Source organism: Arthrobacter pityocampae (genome assembly GCF_002927275.1).
Lineage (GTDB): Bacteria > Actinomycetota > Actinomycetes > Actinomycetales > Micrococcaceae > Arthrobacter_D > Arthrobacter_D pityocampae.
The window spans coordinates 280,932-296,447 of the sequence record NZ_PRKW01000006.1 but is presented as its reverse complement, the minus strand read 5'-3'; the positions used below and the strand labels follow the sequence as shown (position 1 = coordinate 296,447).

At 67.9% G+C, this 15,516-nt stretch carries 15 protein-coding genes; 6 read left to right on the top strand and 9 right to left on the bottom strand.

Features of this window, described 5'->3' with window-relative positions; translation table 11 throughout:
- Positions 1-44 precede the first annotated feature (44 nt).
- The 3 genes from C4K88_RS15340 to C4K88_RS15330 are packed head-to-tail and all read right to left on the bottom strand — an operon-like array spanning position 45 to position 2,092.
- The gene (locus C4K88_RS15340; RefSeq protein ID WP_104122506.1) at positions 45-812 is read right to left on the bottom strand and encodes an SCO1664 family protein; all 768 of its coding nucleotides are present in this window, start codon (positions 810-812) and stop codon (positions 45-47) included.
- Positions 812-1,375 (bottom strand): DUF3090 domain-containing protein, encoded by a 564-nt coding sequence (locus C4K88_RS15335; protein ID WP_104122505.1) that lies wholly within the window; start codon positions 1,373-1,375, stop codon positions 812-814. The genes C4K88_RS15340 and C4K88_RS15335 overlap by 1 nt, the downstream gene beginning before the upstream one ends.
- Positions 1,376-1,390: 15 nt before the next feature.
- Positions 1,391-2,092, bottom strand: a complete 702-nt coding sequence (locus C4K88_RS15330) for an MSMEG_4193 family putative phosphomutase (RefSeq protein WP_104122504.1) — start codon at positions 2,090-2,092, stop codon at positions 1,391-1,393.
- 222 nt (positions 2,093-2,314) lie between these two features.
- Between C4K88_RS15330 and C4K88_RS15325 the strand changes: the two genes are divergently transcribed.
- Positions 2,315-3,397, top strand: coding sequence for a TerC family protein (locus tag C4K88_RS15325; protein ID WP_104122503.1), 1,083 nt, complete (start codon positions 2,315-2,317; stop codon positions 3,395-3,397).
- A gap of 65 nt (positions 3,398-3,462) precedes the next feature.
- On the opposite strand, the gene C4K88_RS15320 is transcribed toward C4K88_RS15325, so the two are convergent.
- The 5 genes from C4K88_RS15320 to C4K88_RS15300 all read right to left on the bottom strand — a co-directional run bounded on the left by C4K88_RS15320 (position 3,463) and on the right by C4K88_RS15300 (position 8,406).
- Positions 3,463-3,927 carry a ribose-5-phosphate isomerase gene (locus C4K88_RS15320; protein ID WP_104122502.1) on the bottom strand — a complete coding sequence of 155 codons (465 nt, stop codon included), beginning with the start codon at positions 3,925-3,927 and terminating at the stop codon, positions 3,463-3,465.
- A 24-nt stretch (positions 3,928-3,951) separates the two neighbouring features.
- Complete coding sequence (locus tag C4K88_RS15315; protein WP_104122500.1) at positions 3,952-4,728, bottom strand: triose-phosphate isomerase; 777 nt, start codon at positions 4,726-4,728, stop codon at positions 3,952-3,954.
- A complete protein-coding gene (locus tag C4K88_RS15310; protein WP_104122499.1) occupies positions 4,725-6,467 on the bottom strand; it encodes a dihydroxyacetone kinase family protein in 1,743 nt (580 codons plus the stop codon). Before C4K88_RS15310 ends, C4K88_RS15315 begins: the two co-directional genes overlap by 4 nt.
- 99 nt (positions 6,468-6,566) lie before the next feature.
- Positions 6,567-7,532 carry a 3-hydroxyacyl-CoA dehydrogenase family protein gene (locus C4K88_RS15305; RefSeq protein ID WP_104122559.1) on the bottom strand — a complete coding sequence of 322 codons (966 nt, stop codon included), beginning with the start codon at positions 7,530-7,532 and terminating at the stop codon, positions 6,567-6,569.
- A 160-nt stretch (positions 7,533-7,692) separates the two neighbouring features.
- Positions 7,693-8,406, bottom strand: coding sequence for a GntR family transcriptional regulator (locus tag C4K88_RS15300; protein WP_104122498.1), 714 nt, complete (start codon positions 8,404-8,406; stop codon positions 7,693-7,695).
- 226 nt (positions 8,407-8,632) lie between these two features.
- On the opposite strand from C4K88_RS15300, the gene C4K88_RS15295 reads away from it, so the two are divergent.
- Entirely contained in the window at positions 8,633-10,057 is a 1,425-nt protein-coding gene (locus C4K88_RS15295) for a GntP family permease (protein ID WP_104122497.1), read from the top strand.
- Positions 10,058-10,122: 65 nt separating this feature from the next.
- Positions 10,123-11,064: a sugar phosphate isomerase/epimerase family protein gene (locus C4K88_RS15290; RefSeq protein ID WP_104122496.1), complete on the top strand. Its 942-nt coding sequence runs from the start codon at positions 10,123-10,125 to the stop codon at positions 11,062-11,064.
- A gap of 23 nt (positions 11,065-11,087) precedes the next feature.
- Here the strand turns inward: C4K88_RS15290 and C4K88_RS15285 are convergent, their stop codons facing one another.
- A complete protein-coding gene (locus tag C4K88_RS15285; RefSeq protein WP_306418625.1) occupies positions 11,088-12,077 on the bottom strand; it encodes a LacI family DNA-binding transcriptional regulator in 990 nt (329 codons plus the stop codon).
- Positions 12,078-12,382: 305 nt separating this feature from the next.
- On the opposite strand from C4K88_RS15285, the gene C4K88_RS15280 reads away from it, so the two are divergent.
- From C4K88_RS15280 to C4K88_RS15270, 3 genes are read left to right on the top strand one after another with little or no spacing between them, the layout of a single operon-like run.
- Positions 12,383-13,702 (top strand): extracellular solute-binding protein, encoded by a 1,320-nt coding sequence (locus C4K88_RS15280; RefSeq protein WP_104122493.1) that lies wholly within the window; start codon positions 12,383-12,385, stop codon positions 13,700-13,702.
- Between the two features lie 26 nt (positions 13,703-13,728).
- A complete protein-coding gene (locus tag C4K88_RS15275) occupies positions 13,729-14,616 on the top strand; it encodes a carbohydrate ABC transporter permease (RefSeq protein ID WP_174705261.1) in 888 nt (295 codons plus the stop codon).
- Positions 14,617-14,619: 3 nt separating this feature from the next.
- Positions 14,620-15,510, top strand: a complete 891-nt coding sequence (locus tag C4K88_RS15270; protein ID WP_104122491.1) for a carbohydrate ABC transporter permease — start codon at positions 14,620-14,622, stop codon at positions 15,508-15,510.
- Positions 15,511-15,516 lie beyond the last annotated feature (6 nt).

Here is a 15,516-nt window from a genome sequence, read left to right as displayed (position 1 = left end):
AGATCGAGGAACCGCGGGAGCCTCGGCGTCCCGCCGTCGTCCGCTCAGAACAGCGGCCAGGGCACCGCGGACATACCACTCCGCGGACCGGGAAACCGAGCGGTTGCGTGCAACGCGGCGCACCGTGCGGCGAGCGACGAGATTTCCGCGGCGGTCAGCAACTCCGCCAGCTCACGTCCGAGTGAACCCCGCAGCCCCCCGCGAACCCGGTCGACGCCCTCGAGCTCCTCGGTTGTCAACTCGTCGCCCAGCCATCCCCACAGCACCGTCCGCAGCTTGTGGTCGCCGTGGAACGTGAGCCCATGGTCTACGCCGTACCGGTGTCCTTCAGGCATGGCGAGAATGTGGTCGCCCTTCCGGTCGGCGTTGTTGGCGAGGACGTCGAACACCGCCATCCGGCGCAGCACGGGCGTATCCTCGTGGATCAGGGCGACCATCCGCCCCTGCTCGTCCTGGCCTTCGAGGACCTGCTTCCACCCGGTCGCAGGCACGGTGTCCGCCGCGACGAGGTCCACGGCGCTCTGCTCGGGGTCGGTCTCCTTCCAGAGCTGCACCATGCCCTCGCCGAACGGGCCGTCCCGCAGCCAGGTGTGCGGCACGATGTTCCAGCCGAGGGCCTCCGAGACCAGATAGGCGGCCACCTCCCGGTGGGCCAGGAAGCCGTCGGGGAAGTCCCACAGCGGCTTCTCGCCCCGGATCGGCTTGTACACCACCGCCGTGTCGCCGATGCTGCCCAGGAACGTGGCGTTCGATGCCGTCGTGATGCGGCCGGTGAGCGTCAGCTCGGCGGTCACGAGGTCGGGCGCGGGCATCAGACCTCGGGGAGGGCGCAGGTATGCCCGTCGGCGTCGATGGGCTGGCCGCAAATCACGCAGATCGGACGCCCTGCTCCGACGACCTCCCGCGTGCGCTTCGTGAAGGCGCGGGCGGTGCCGACCGGCATGCGTACCAGCAGCATCTCGGACGCCTCGGCGTCGTCGTCGAACGACGCAGCGTCGTCCTCGAGCGTGGCGTCGTCGTCGGCCTCGGGCAGTGGGTAGGCCTCGATGACCACCTGCGCCGTCGCGGGATCCCACCCCAGGCTCATCGCGCCGGTCCGGAACTGCTCCTGGACGGGCTCGAGCTGGTCGTTGTCCACGAGTTCGATGGGCGTGCTCGCGGGAACACTGAAGGGGTTGCCGTCGAGGGTGCCGAGCTCGTCGAGGATCTCGTCGATCTTCTCGGCGAGCAGGGCCGACTGCTGCTTCTCCAGCGCGATGCTCACGAGCTGGGAGCCCGAGCGGACCTGCAGGTAGAACGTACGCGACCCCGGGACGCCGATGGTGCCGACGACAACCCGGTCAGGCCAGGCGAACTCGTGAACAGTTGTAGGCATAGGAGCATTTTAGGCTCATGCGGAACGTGGTGCTGCGTGCCCCGCGCCACCGCCCACCGGGGCGTCACCGCTCGGGGCGCTGGTGGCCAGCCAGGACAGGTCCCCGGCGTCGGTGTTGGTCGCGAAAACGGTCGGCCGGCTCGCGCCGTAGCGCACGATCGATACGGAAGCCGGGCCCACGTTGATGCGCTGGAACAGGTCGAGGTGCGTGCCGAGGGCATCGGCGAGGATCGACTTGATGACATCCCCGTGGCTCACGGCCACCCACACCGCTCCCGGCCCGTGCTCGGACTCGAAGGCCGCGTCGCGGCGCCGGATGGCCGCCACGGCCCGCGCCTGCATGGCGGCCATGGACTCACCCCCGGGAAAGGTGACGGCGGACGGCTGGGACTGCACCGTCGGCCACAGGGGCTCGGTCGCGAGCTCGCTGAGGAGGCGGCCCTGCCACTGGCCGTAATCGCACTCCGTGAGCTCCGGATCGACCGGCGCGGGGGGAGAGCTGAGCTGGCGATCGAGGATGAACTGGGCGGTCTGCCGGCAGCGCTCGAGGGGGCTCGACACGACGCCGACGAGGGGCACGGCCGCGAGCCGACCCCCGGTCAGGGCCGCTTGGTCGCGGCCGATCTCGTCGAGGCTGACGCCGTCGGCCCGGCCGGCCAGGAGTCCGGTCGCGTTGGCTGTGGTGCGGCCGTGCCGCACGAGGAGAACTGTGGCCATTCCCCCAGCCTAGCCACCGGCCCGACGTCGGCATCCCTGCGCCCTAGGAATGCGCACGGTCATGCGTGCGTTAGGCTTCTCGTATCAAGGGGAGTACTCCCGTCTGTGATCGGCCCGTCAATACGGATGCAGCGAAGCATCCCGGACCGATCGGTTCCGGTTCCGTCCGGGCGGAGGAGACCTTGGCGCCATTGTCTGACGCCTACCCTTTGGAGTACCCACATGCAGATCACGCCGACCATCTGGCTGATCACGATCGCCGTGACGATCCTCTTCTTCGTCTACGAGTTCTTCGCCCACGTGCGCAAGCCCCACGAGCCGACCATCGGTGAATCAGCGCGGTGGTCCGCGTTCTACATCGGCCTCGCCCTGCTCTTCGGCGTCGGCATCGGTGTGGTGTCGGGCTGGGACTTCGGCGGCGAGTACTTCGCCGGCTATCTCACGGAGAAGGCCCTATCGATCGACAACCTCTTCGTCTTCCTGATCGTGATGACGGGCTTCGCGGTCCCGAAGAAGTACCAGCAGAAGGTGCTGATGATCGGCATCATCATCGCCCTCATCCTCCGCGGCGCCTTCATCGCCATCGGCGCGGGCCTGATCGAGAACTTCTCCTGGATCTTCTACATCTTCGGCGCCCTGCTGCTCGTCCTGGCCTACAAGCAGGCGTTCGGCAGCCATGAGTCCAACCCGGCCGACGGCAGGTTCATGCAGCTCGTCCGCCGCGTCCTGCCCGTCACCGACGAGTACCACGGGGACAAGCTCACCGTGAAGAAGGACGGCAAGCGCTGGGTGACGCCCATGCTGCTCACCATCATCGCGATCGGCTTCGTGGACCTCATCTTCGCTGTCGACTCCATCCCCGCGATCTACGGCCTGACCAACGAGGCGTACATCGTCTTCACCGCGAACGCGTTCGCGCTCATGGGCCTGCGCCAGCTGTTCTTCCTCATCGGCGGACTGCTCGAACGCCTCATCTACCTGGCCCAGGGTTTGGCCGTCATCCTGGCGTTCATCGGCGTGAAGCTCGTCTTCCACGCCCTGCACGTCAACGAGCTGTCCTTCATCAACAATGGTGAGCCGCTGCTGTGGGTGCCGGAGATCCCCATCTGGTTCTCACTGCTGTTCATCGGCGCCACGATCGCCGTCGCCACCGTGGCGAGCCTGCTCAAGACCCGGGGCGACGGCGCCAGGAACGACCGCGACCGGGTCGAGGGCGAGCCGGTCGTCGCCGCCGACGTCGAGGACCGCACCGAGGACGCCCCGGCCGTGGAGGCCACGGGTTCCTCGGGCAAGCAATCACGGTAGACAGGTACCGCCGGTAACCGGTCCCGCCTGCGGGACCGGTTGCCGGCGGCCTGCGAGGGGGGGGGTCAGCGCTGCTCGTAGCCGCTGATCGCGTCCACTTTGGCGGCCGACGCACTCGAGGAATCGAACACGTAGCCGAGCCATTCCTTGGCCAGACGCCGGGCAAGCTCCACGCCGATGACCCGTTGACCCATGCAGAGCACCTGGGCGTTGTTGCTGAGGACCGATCGCTCCACCGAGTAGGAGTCGTGGGCGGTGACGGCCCGGATACCCGGGACCTTGTTGGCGGAGATCGCCACGCCCAGACCGGTTCCGCAGATCAGCAGGGCGCGGTCCGCCTCGCCGCTTTCGACCTTGCGGGCCGCGTCCACCGCGATGTGGGGATAGTCGACGTTCTCGGAGCGCGAGATCCCGACATCCACGACGCTCCCCACGCGGTCGTCGGCCTCGAGATCCTTCCGGAGGACCTCCTTGTAGTCCAATCCGGCTTCATCGCTCCCGATGACGATGCGTAATTTCTTCTCGCTCATAGCTTGTTCCTCTTCCTCATGGATCTACTGGTGGTCTTCGGAGGTGGACCGTCGGTGCCCCGCGGCGATGTCGATCAGACGCAGGTAGCCCTCCAGGTCCCATGCCGTGCGGCCGACGAACAGCCCGTCCACGTGCTCGATGCCCAGGAGGGCCGCAGCGTTGTCCAGTCCGACCGACCCGCCGTAGAGCAGGCCGGCGACACGGCCGCCGTACTCCCTCCCGAGTGCTGCGAACGGTTCTCCGAGTTCGTCGACGGTGGCGGCGCGTCCGTGCTCCCCGATCGCCCAGATCGGCTCGTAGGCAATCATGACGCGAGCCACGTGGTCGTCGTCGAGCCCGTCGAGTGCCCGCGCAGCCTGTTCGAGAATGAACTCCGTGGACCCGCCGGAGTCCTTGACGGTGGAGGGCTCGCCGATGCAGAGCAGAGGGATCAGCTGATGCCGCAGGGTCGCCGCCACCTTCCGGCGAACGGTCTCGTCGGTCTCCCCGAAGTGCTCGCGCCGCTCCGAGTGGCCGATCTCCACCATCCGCGCCCCGGCGTCGGCGACCTGCGGCACGGAGATCTCGCCGGTCCAGGCGCCGGAATCCTCCCAGTGGGCGTTCTGGGCCCCGACCAGGACACGGCCGTCCTCACCGAGGATTCCCGCCACGGTGGCGATCGCCGTGGCGGGAGGGATTACGAAGGGCCGGACCGCTCCTGCGTCCCGCGTCGCCAGAGCCGCGAGCAGGCCTCGCGCATACTCCCCGGACTCGGCGATGGACTTGTTCATCTTCCAGCTCGTCCCGACCCACACCGTCACGGCTGGTTCTCCGGAACGGTCGACCCGAAAAGCTCCGCGAGGGCGCCCATGAGGATGGAGAAGGACACGGCGCCGGGGTCGGGAGTCCCGACGCTCTTCTCGCCGAGGACGCGCGACCGCCCCCGGCGGGCAGCGATGCCGGCGGTGGCGTCGGCTGCCTCGCGGGCCACCGCGGCCGCCTTCCTGGTCGAGACCGCGAGATCGGCCGTCGCCCCGAACTCGGTGGCGAGCACCTCGCGGAACGGGACGATGGCATCGACCATCGTCTTGTCCCCGGGTGCTGCCCCTCCGAGGCGGCTGATGGCGTCGCTCCCGGTCAGCAACGCGCGGACGACGTGGTCGGGCGTGGCTCCCTCCGCGTCGTCGAAGACGCTCCCGGCGGCGATCAGCGCTGCACCCCACAGGGCGCCGGACGTACCGCCGGCTTCCTCGGCCCAGGCGTCGCCCGCATGGAGCAGGACCGTCCTCGCGCCGGCACCCTTCTCGACGGCGGACCGTCCGGCCTGCACCGCACCACGCGAACCGTAGGCCATGCCCTGACCGTGGTCGCCGTCACCGGCGACGGCGTCGAGCCTGCCGAAGTACTCCTGGTGCTCCGACGCGGTAGCACGCAGCACCTCGAGCGCCTCGACGATCGACGCCGCCACCTCGCGTGACTCCGGGGAGGCCGGGGGGATCGCCTCCTCGCCGGGAGTGTGGACGCGGGTCCGCTCCGTCCTGACGGACGGGTCGGGCGCACCTCTGCGGAAGGCGGGGGTGTCCGCCGGGGCGAGCCAGTACTCCTCGAGTTCGTCGTCGAGGAAGACGACGGTCAGGGACAGCCCGGCCATGTCGAGGCTCGTCACATGTTCGCCCACCTCCGGGCCCACGACGGTGAGTCCCAGCTCCGCGAACCGGTCCGTCAGGCGCCCGTAGACCACGAACAGTTCCTCGTACTTCACGCTTCCCAGGCCGTTGAGGACGACGGCGACGCGCCCGCGGTATCCGCCGTCGGAGCGCTCCGGCTCCTCCTCCAGGACGCCGTCCAGGAGGAGGTCGGCAATGTCCCCGGCCGTGCCCAGCGGGACCTCCCGGATCCCGGGCTCCCCGTGGATGCCAAGCCCGACGGCCATTTCGCCCTCGGGGACGTGGAACAGTGCGCCGTCGGCGCCCGGAAGGGTGCACCCCTCGAACGCCACGCCGAAGGAGCGGGTCGCGTCATTGGCCTTCCAGGCCACACGCTCGGCCTCGTCGATGTCGGCCCCGGCCTCGATGGCCGCTCCGGCGATCTTGAAGACCACGAGGTCGCCTGCGATCCCGCGGCGGTCCCGGTGATCGGCGGCGGGCCCCGACGCGATGTCGTCGGACACGCGGATGATGCGCACGTCCACCCCCTCGGCGCGCAGCTTCTCCGCGGCCTGCCCGAAGTGCAGCACGTCCCCCGCATAATTGCCGAAGCCGAGGATCACCCCGCCCCCGTTCTCGGACGACCGGGCGACCGAGTACACCTGCGAGGCGGACGGCGAGGAGAAGATGTTGCCGCATGGCGCCCCGTGCCCCATGCCGGGCCCGATCCATCCCGCGAAGGCGGGGTAGTGCCCGGACCCTCCGCCGATCACCAGCGCCGGCTGGCCCTGGGGCGTCTCGGTGGAGCGCACCACCCCGCCGTGTGCGAGCATCACATGCTCAGGGTGTGCTGCCGCGTAACCGCGCAGGGCGTCGGCGGCGAAGTGCTCGGGATCGTTCACAAGGTACGTCATTGTTCAGCCTCGTATGGTTCGACGGGCCGTCGACGGCGCCACGCCTTCCAGCGTCAGGCCGGCGAGTGGGCCGGGGGTGGGCGGGGTGCTCGTGCGCTGCTACGTCGCGGATTCCTCGGCAGGACTCGGGCCCATCTCCTTCAGCAGCCCGGCCATGGCGACATAGGCCTTGTTGCGGTATGCGACAAGATCCTCCGTCCGTTCGGCCGGGATGTCCAGGAACCCGGCACCGGACTTGGTCCCCAGCTTCCCCTCGTCCACGAGGTCCTGGAGGATCGCGGGCGTCGCGAAGCGCTCGGGGAAGGAGGTCTGCAGCGAGGCGTAGCAGAAGGAATACACATCGAGGCCGGCCATGTCGGCGATGGCGAAGGGGCCGAAGAACGGCAGCCGGAACCCGAAGGTGGTCCGCACGAGGGTGTCCACGTCCTCTGCTGACGCGATGCCCTGCTCCACCACCTGGGCGGCCTCGTGGAACAGCGCGTACTGGAGACGATTGAGGACGAACCCGGTCACGTCCTTCACGACGGCGGCCTTCTTGCCGGTCAGGGTGACGATCTCCCGGGCGATCTCGACCGTCTCGGGTGTCGTCCCCGCATGGGGGATGACCTCGACGCCCGGGATGAAGGGCGCCGGGTTCGAGAAGTGGACACCGAGGAACCGGCCGGGATTCTCGACCGCCTCGGCGAGCTTGGCGATCAGGATGGTGGACGTGTTCGAGCCGATCACGGCGTCCGCGGGAGCGGCATCGCTGATCCGGCGAAGGGTTCCGTGCTTGATGTCGAGGATCTCCGGGACGGCCTCCTCGATGTAGGAGGCGTCCGCGACGGCCTCCTCGATGCTCGGGGCGGCCCACAGCTGCTCCTGCAGGCGCTGGACGGCGTCGGCGGGGAACAGTCCGTCCGCGACGAACCGCTCGGCCTCACCGATCAGACGTTCGAGGTTCTTCTCGGCGATCTCCTGGGACACATCGGCGAGAGCGACCTTCGCCCCACCGAGAGCCAGGACTTGGGCGATGCCTCCGCCCATGTACCCCGAACCGACAACTGCCACTGAACGTTGAGCCATGAGCCGCATCTCCTCTGATGTGCACGGTACTGCGCGTCTGACACGCCGACGCACCGGCCGGATTCCGGGTGGGAATCAGGGCCGAACGGGCGCGAATCGTGTTCCTATAGGATCCATGCGGCCCCGGATGGTGTCAACCGTCACGCTTCAGGATGCGGCGCTATGCGGTCCTTCCCGGAGCCTTCTCGTCGGAGGCCTCGTACTCGTGGATCGCCCGTTCGCCCACCCCGTAGATGTGGCTCGCCATGGCAACGCGTGCGGCCCCCGCATCCCCCCGCCGCATCGCGGTGAGGATCCGGGTGTGCTCGTCGATGGCGCTCTCGGCATCCCGCACCCCGACGCCGCTGAACAGCCGGAACCGGTGTACGTGCCCGCCGAGCGAGTCGTAGGCGCTCAGGAGGAACTTGTTGGCGGTCTGCTCCACGATCAGCCGGTGGAAGCGCTCATCGGCCTCCCAGTAGGACCGGTAGTCGGAGAAGTGCGGGCCGTTCGGGGCCACGCGCAGGTCCTCGATCGATCGGCCGAGCGCGTCCAGGAAGGCAGGATCCGCGCGATTGCACGCCACTTCGGCGTTGTGCGGCTCCAGGAGCAGGCGCGCATCCATCAGGTCCGACAGTTCCGCGTGGCTGAGCATCGGGGCTACCCGGTATCCCCTCAGGGCGACGCGCGTCACCAGTCCTGTGGACTCGAGGCGGGCCAGCGCCTCCCGGACCGGGGTGGGGGACACGCCGAGCTCGCGGGCAGTGCCGTCGATGCTGAGCGGATCCCCGGACGAGAGCTTGCCGTCCATCAGGCGGGAGAGGACCTGCTTGTACACCTCGTCGGCCAGGACGCTGCGCTGCACCCAGGATTCCCCGGTGGGGCCCTCACTCATGGCTCTGCCTGCTTCCTGCTGTCATGTCCTGAATTCTCCCACGGGCCCCTGCGGCGGGGGCGTGCGCCCTCCGGGTGGGGTTGCGCCCGCCGGTGGATCCGTCGAGGAGCTGGTGTCGTCCTGGTCTCAAATATCCTATAGGGTGGTGCCCAATCAGAGTCGGGGTGTGGTCCAGCACACATGTTCCCCCGATGGATCTACCGATGCGACCAAAGGTGTTCCCGTCATGCCCATCCTTCTTCCAGCCGCCGTCGACGACGCCCTGGTCCTGGCCGAGAGACCGCCCTGGGCGCTCCTGGTCATCGCAGTCGCAGCCATCGCGGCCCTGCTGCTGCTCATCATCAAGTTGCGACTCCACGCTTTCTTCGCCCTCATCATCATCAGCGTGCTCACCGCGCTGGCCGCGGGGATCGGCGTCGCCGACGTCATGATCGTGGTGATCGCAGGCTTCAGCACCACCGTCGGAACCGTCGCCCTGCTGGTCGGTTTCGGCGCGGTTCTCGGCCGGCTGGTCGAGATCTCCGGGGGTGCGCAGGTCCTCGCCGATGCGATGCTCCGCCGGTTCGGCGAGAAGCGGGCGCCTCTGGCCCTGGCGGTCGCGTCGCTCTTCTACGCCTTCCCGATCTTCCTCGATGCGGGCTTCATCGTGATGCTGCCCATCATCTACACGGTCGCTCGGCGGCTCGGCGGCTCGTTCATGCTGTACGTGCTGCCCTCGATCGGCGCCTTCTTGATGATGCACGCGCTGACCCCACCGCATCCCGGCCCTACCGCCGCGGCCACCGTCATGGGCGCGGATGTGGGCATGGTGGTGCTGGTCGCGCTGCTGGTGGGTCTGCCCACCTGGTACCTCGCCGGCTACAGGCTGAGCCTGGTCATCGCCCGGCGCTACCCGAACATGCCCGTGCCCACTCTGCTGGGTGAGGCCGACGTCGACGCCGACATCCCCCGCCCGGGCTTCTGGACCATCATCTTCGTGCTCCTGCTGCCTCTGGCGCTGATCTTCTACAACACCCTCTTCACCACGCTCGAGGCGAGTGGCACCGTCAGTGACGACAATGTGCTCTTCCAGGTCTCGCGACTGATCGGCAACACCTCCGTGGCCCTGCTCATCGCCGCCCTGTTCGCGATGTATCTGCTCTATCTCCGCCCGCGCCGCGGCCGCGGAAGCGTGGGCGGAGCCCTCGAAGACCTCGTCGACAACGCCCTGGCCCCCGTCTGCTCGATCATCCTGATCACGGGTGCCGGCGGCGCCTTCGGCCGGGTGCTCACGGAGACCGGCATCGGCACCATCATCGCCGACGGCCTCGACGCCCTCGGACTCCCGGTGATCCTCGCGGGATTCCTCGTCGCCGTGGCCTTCCGCGTGGCACAGGGCTCGGCCACCGTGGCCGCCACGACCGCAGGGTCCATCATGGCTCCCGCGGTCGTGGAACTGGGACTCTCCGGGGTGGGCCTGGCCGCGATCGTCGTGGCGATCTGCGCCGGGTCCATCACGTTCTCCCATGTCAACGATTCCGGCTTCTGGCTGATCGGCAAGTTCTGCGGCTTCGACACGCTCACCACCCTCAAGACCTGGAGCGTCGTCGGTACGGCGATCGGCTTCATGGCCTTCGGCCTCGCATGGGTCCTCTACATCATCGTCGCCTGAGGTGGGGCGCCCTCCGCGTGCGCCCCCTCCGCCCGTCCCCCATCCCCGATCCCAAGGAGAACCCCATGAATCCCACACCCGAGACCTGGCCCATCGGCGCTGCCCTGCTCAACTTCACCGGCACCACGGCTGACGGCCGCGACCGCACCACGGCGGGTCCGGAGGAGTGGCGGCAGACGCTCCGCGAGGTCCGTGCCGCCGGCTTCGACCACGTGGACCTGACCGACTCCTGGGTCCGCCCGGGCGATCTCGATAGCGAGGGCCGACGGCAGCTGCTGAAGACGGCGCAGTCCTACGACCTGGCCTTCAGCGACATCGCGGTGACACGCAAGAGCGTCATCACGCCCGACGAGGACCAGGCGCAGCGGAACATCGCCTACGTGAAGCGGACGATCGACGCCGCCGTGGACCTGGAGGTGCCGATGGTCTGCCTGGGCCTGCACGATCCGTTCACGGAGGCGCAGAAGACCGCGACGTGGTTCTGGCTCGCGCCCGGTGTCGAGGACGAGGACACGCAGGAGAACCGGGACAAGGCCGCGTCACGGTTCCGGGAGCTCGGCGAGTACGCCGCCGAGCGGGAGGTGAGCATCTCCCTCGAGATGTACGAGGGTACCTTCCTCGGCACGGCCGACAGCTCCGTGCAGCTGGTCACCGCCGTCGACCTCCCCAACGTGGGTCTCTGCCCCGACATCGGCAACATCGTGCGGCTGCACCGCGAGGTGGAGGACTGGCGGGAGATGCTGACCAAGATGCTGCCTCACACCAACTACTGGCAGCTCAAGAACTACTTCCGGGACCACGACCCCGCCACCGGGGCGTATGCCTCGGCCCCGGCGCCTCTGGCCCTCGGCTACATCAACTACCGCGAGGCCATCGGGATGGCCCTCGAGAGTGGTTTCGACGGACCCATGTGCGTGGAGCACTACGGCGGCGACGGGCTCAGCGTCACCGCCATGAACCGCGACTACATCCGGGAGATCCTGAGGGCGAAGCTACCCGAGGCGTGAGGCGGCTCCGCAGTGGTCCCGGGTCAAGGGGATGCCGGGGCCGTCGAGGACCGGATGATGAGCTGGGTGGCCAGTTCGACCCGCGTGAGATCAGGTTTCCCGCCCTCCATCTCCCTCGTCAGGGCGCGGACCGCGGTCCGTCCCATCTCCCGCAGGGGCTGGGCGACGGTGGTGAGCTGCGGCGACGTCTGCTCGCTGATGTACGTCCCGTCGAAGCCGATGACGCTCAAGTCCTCGGGAATGGAGACACCGCGGGCATGGGCTTCGGCGAGGACGCCCAGGGCGATGCTGTCCGATGCGGCGAAGATCGCCTGCGGCGGGCTGTCGAGGGCGAGGAGCTGGGCGGCGCCGCGGCGTCCCGTTGCCGGGTCGAAGGTCCCCGCCAGCACGTACTCCCCGGAGATCGGGATGCCGCGCTCGAGCAGGGCCGCGACGTAGCCGTGCTCCCGGTCCTGGCTGCACTCCGCACTCGTGGGGCCACCGATGAAGGCGATGCGGGTATGGCCGAGGCCGAGGAGGTGTTCGGTGGCTGCCTTGCCCCCGGCCCAGTTCGTGGCTCCCACGCTGGCGACACCCGTGCCCGGCGGATTGATCGGATCGATGACGACGACGGCGATGCCCCGCTTCTTCGCCGCCTTGATCTCCCTGGCCGACCACCGGGACGTCACGAGGATCAGGCCCCGACGGCCCTGGGACTGCATGCGGTCGGCCAGATCGCCCGACGGGCCCCGGCGTTGCTCCGTCGTCGACAGCACGATCTCGAGGCCATGGCTCTTCGCGCAGTCCAGGATCCCGTCCATCACCTCCGCGTAGTACGCCGTCGTCACACTGTCCACCATGACGTCGACGAGAGGGGACCTGGGCGGCGCGAGTGCGTTTCGCTGCCCGGGGGGGTGGTACTCGGCAGTGCGGAGGGCTTCCAGGACCCGCTTCCGGGTGGCGGGAGCGACGTCCTCCCGCTCGTTGATGACCTTGGACACGGTGGGAATCGACACTCCCGCCAGGGCGGCCACCGATCCCAATGTGGCCCTCGGCCGGACCTCGGACTCCGACAATGTTTCGACTCTCTCTCGGTCAGGGTGTTCCTGGCCTGGCTGGCTCAGGTCACTGCTGCAATGATGCGTTCGAACCGGCCTGAAAAGACGCTCGTTGACCTCGTCGATGTGATGTGAGTTACTTTATCTTATAGTTTGTTGTTATCGAAAACATTTCGAGTTTGGTTCCGCAGCGTGGCGGTCAGCGACCGCATCTCATGGAACTGGCCTGCCTCTCTCAGCCAGGCGTCACCCCTGACGCCGAGTCGACTACGGAAGAACTGATGACCATGCGAACAACCAAGACCCTGACCGCTACGGCCTCGGCCCTCGCCCTCGCCCTCGGCCTCGCCGCCTGCGGGTCCAGCGGCCCGGCCGACCCCGCCGCCGATTCCAGCTCGCCCACGATGTGGGCCCTCACCGGCAGCAGCGAGGACATCTTCCGCTCGTCGGTCGAACGCTGGAACGAGGAGAACCCGGACGCGTCGATCAATCAGGAGTTCTTCGCCAACGACGCCTACAAGACCAAGGTGCGCACGGCGATCGGCGCGGGCGAGGGCCCCAGCTTCATCTACGGCTGGGGCGGCGGCGTCCTGAAGTCCTACGTGGATGCCGGCCATGTCGAGGAACTCGACGACTTCCTCGCCGAGAACCCCGAGATCAAGGACCGATACATCCCCTCCGTCTTCGAGAACGGCGTCATCGACGGCACGACCTACGCCCTGCCCAACAACAACATGCAGCCCGTGGTCCTCTACTACAACAAGCAGGTGTTCGAGCAGATCGGGGCCGAGCCCCCGGAGACCTGGGATGAGCTGATGGCCCTGGTGCCCAAGTTCAACGACGCCGGGATCGCCCCCTTCGCCCTCGCCGGACAGTCCAAGTGGCCGAACCTGATGTGGCTGTCCTACCTGGTGGACCGGATCGGTGGTCCCGAGGTCTTCCAGGCGATCCTCGACGGGGAAGAGGACGCCTGGTCGGATCCCGCGGTGATCGAGGCTCTCACCAAGATCCAGGACCTCGTCGACGCCGGCGGGTTCGTCAACGGCTTCTCCTCGATCGCGGCCGACGCCGGAGCCGACAGCGCCCTCCTCTACACGGACCGCGCAGCCATGATGGTGCACGGGGGATGGGTCTACCAGAACCTGAAGAACGACGCCCCGGAGTTCGTCGAATCGGGTGAGGTGGGCTTCGTCCCCTTCCCCGCGGTCGAGGGCGGAGCGGGAGACCCGGCGAACGTCGTCGGGAATCCGGCCAACATGTGGTCCCTCTCGTCCACTGCATCGGACGAACAGAAGGAAGTGGCCTTCGAATACCTCAAGGACGGATTGTTCAGCGAGGAGTACACCCAGGCGATGATCGACTCCGGAGCGGTCCCGGCCGTCAACGGCATCGAGGACCAGCTGGCCGCCTCCGACGACAAGGATTTCGTCGAGTTCGTCTACGGCCTGGCGCAGGATGCGCCAAGCTTCCAGCTGTCCTGGGACCAGGCGCTGAGCCCTGCCCAGGGTGATGCCATGCTCGCCAATCTCGACCAGATCTTCATCGGGAAGATCACGCCGGAGCAGTTCGCCGAGAACATGAACGCCACCCTCGGCAAATGACTACCATTCTGAAGCCCAAGCCGGGGATGGCGGTCCGGGGCCCCCGGGCCGAGGGTCCCTCGGCGTGGATGGTGGTCCCGGCGCTGGTCTTCTTCCTGACCTTCGCCGTCGTCCCCCTGCTCGGGGTGGTGTTCCTCAGCTTCACCAACTGGAACGGGCTCGGTGCGATCACGTGGGCCGGGCTGGAGAGTTGGCGGACGGCCCTCACCGACTCGGTGACTCTCAACGCCCTCGTCGTCACCGTGAAGATCATGGTCTACTCCCTCGTGGTGCAGGTGCCCATCAGTCTCCTCCTGGGCGTCTTCACGGCCGGCAACCAGCGCTACCGGGCACTGCTGGCCGTCCTGTACTTCGTCCCGCTCCTGCTGTCGTCGGCAGCGGTGGCCATCGCCTTCAAGGCACTGCTGGACCCGAACTTCGGGATGGGGCCGGGCCTCGGGATTCCCGCCCTGGCCCAGAACTGGCTCGGCAGCGAGGACCTGGTGCTCTTCGTCGTCATCTTCGTCATCGCCTGGCAGTTCGTGCCCTTCCACACCCTCATCTACCAGGGCGGGGTGCGGCAGATCCCGGCGTCCTTCTACGAGGCAGCCCAGATCGACGGGGCGGGCCGCGTGCAGCAGTTCATCCACATCACGCTGCCGCAGCTGAAGTACACCATCATCACCTCGTCCACCCTGATGGTGCTCGGATCGCTGGCGTACTTCGATCTCATCTTCATCCTGACGGCGGGCGGTCCCGGCTACGCCACGCGCCTCCTCCCGCTGCACATGTATCTCACCGGCTTCAGGGCGAACGACATGGGCGCTGCCAGCGCCCTGGGCGTGATCCTCGTCGTGATCGGTCTGGTGCTCGCCCTCGCCCTGCAGCGGATCGGCGGCAAGAGCCGGAGTTCGAGCCAATTGGAAGGAGCGTAAGCCATGGCCACGGTCATCGAAACACCACGGGATACCGCGCCCTACCCGGACGAGCGCGGCCGGCGGACGCGGCAGGGCAGACGGGCTCCCAACGTCCTCGGTGGTCTCGGGGGGTGGGTGTGGCTCGCGCTGATCATCCTGCCCGTCTACTACGTGGTCATCACGAGCCTCAAGAACCAGGCCGGCTTCTTCGGGTCGAACCCCCTGGCGCCGCCGACCGAGCCGACCCTCGTCAATTACAGGACGGTCCTGGAGGCCGACTTCGTCCGGTACTTCGCCAACAGCGTGATCGTCACGCTGGGCAGCGTCATTCCGGCAACCGCCGTCTCCTTCATGGCTGCCTATGCGGTGGTGAGGGGACACGGACGCATCATCGCGTCCGCGAACACGCTCTTCCTCCTGGGGTTGGCGATCCCGCTGCAGGCGACGATCATCCCGATCTACTTCATGATCACCCGGGCGAGTCTGTACGACACGCTGCTCGCGCTGATCCTGCCGTCGATCGCCTTCGCGATCCCGATCTCCGTGCTGATCCTCTCGAACTTCCTCCGGGACGTCCCCCGCGAGCTGTTCGAATCCATGCGGCTCGACGGGTGCTCTGAATTCACCATGATGTGGCGCCTGGCCCTACCCCTGGTCCGCCCCGCGGTGGTCACGATCGCCATCTACAACGCCCTGCACGTGTGGAACGGATTCCTCTTCCCCCTGATCCTCACCCAGAGCCCCGACAAGCGGGTGCTGCCGCTCTCCCTCTGGGCGTTCCAGGACGAGTTCACGGTGAACATCCCCGCGGTCCTCGCGGCTGTCGTGCTCTCCACTCTTCCCCTGGTGGTCCTCTACGCGCTGGCTCGCCGCCAGCTCGTCAGCGGGTTGACCGCCGGATTCAACAAGTAGAAAGGC

Coding starts and splice junctions, on each gene's coding strand:
- C4K88_RS15330 (WP_104122504.1), bottom strand. CDS start 2,092: ATGGCCACAGTTCTCCTCGTGCGGCACGGCCGCACCACAGCCAACGCG.
- C4K88_RS15325 (WP_104122503.1), top strand. CDS start 2,315: ATGCAGATCACGCCGACCATCTGGCTGATCACGATCGCCGTGACGATC.
- C4K88_RS15295 (WP_104122497.1), top strand. CDS start 8,633: ATGCCCATCCTTCTTCCAGCCGCCGTCGACGACGCCCTGGTCCTGGCC.
- C4K88_RS15275 (WP_174705261.1), top strand. CDS start 13,729: ATGGCGGTCCGGGGCCCCCGGGCCGAGGGTCCCTCGGCGTGGATGGTG.
- C4K88_RS15300 (WP_104122498.1), bottom strand. CDS start 8,406: ATGAGTGAGGGCCCCACCGGGGAATCCTGGGTGCAGCGCAGCGTCCTG.
- C4K88_RS15310 (WP_104122499.1), bottom strand. CDS start 6,467: ATGACGTACCTTGTGAACGATCCCGAGCACTTCGCCGCCGACGCCCTG.
- C4K88_RS15335 (WP_104122505.1), bottom strand. CDS start 1,375: ATGCCTACAACTGTTCACGAGTTCGCCTGGCCTGACCGGGTTGTCGTC.
- C4K88_RS15280 (WP_104122493.1), top strand. CDS start 12,383: ATGACCATGCGAACAACCAAGACCCTGACCGCTACGGCCTCGGCCCTC.
- C4K88_RS15305 (WP_104122559.1), bottom strand. CDS start 7,532: ATGGCTCAACGTTCAGTGGCAGTTGTCGGTTCGGGGTACATGGGCGGA.
- C4K88_RS15290 (WP_104122496.1), top strand. CDS start 10,123: ATGAATCCCACACCCGAGACCTGGCCCATCGGCGCTGCCCTGCTCAAC.
- C4K88_RS15320 (WP_104122502.1), bottom strand. CDS start 3,927: ATGAGCGAGAAGAAATTACGCATCGTCATCGGGAGCGATGAAGCCGGA.
- C4K88_RS15270 (WP_104122491.1), top strand. CDS start 14,620: ATGGCCACGGTCATCGAAACACCACGGGATACCGCGCCCTACCCGGAC.
- C4K88_RS15340 (WP_104122506.1), bottom strand. CDS start 812: ATGCCCGCGCCCGACCTCGTGACCGCCGAGCTGACGCTCACCGGCCGC.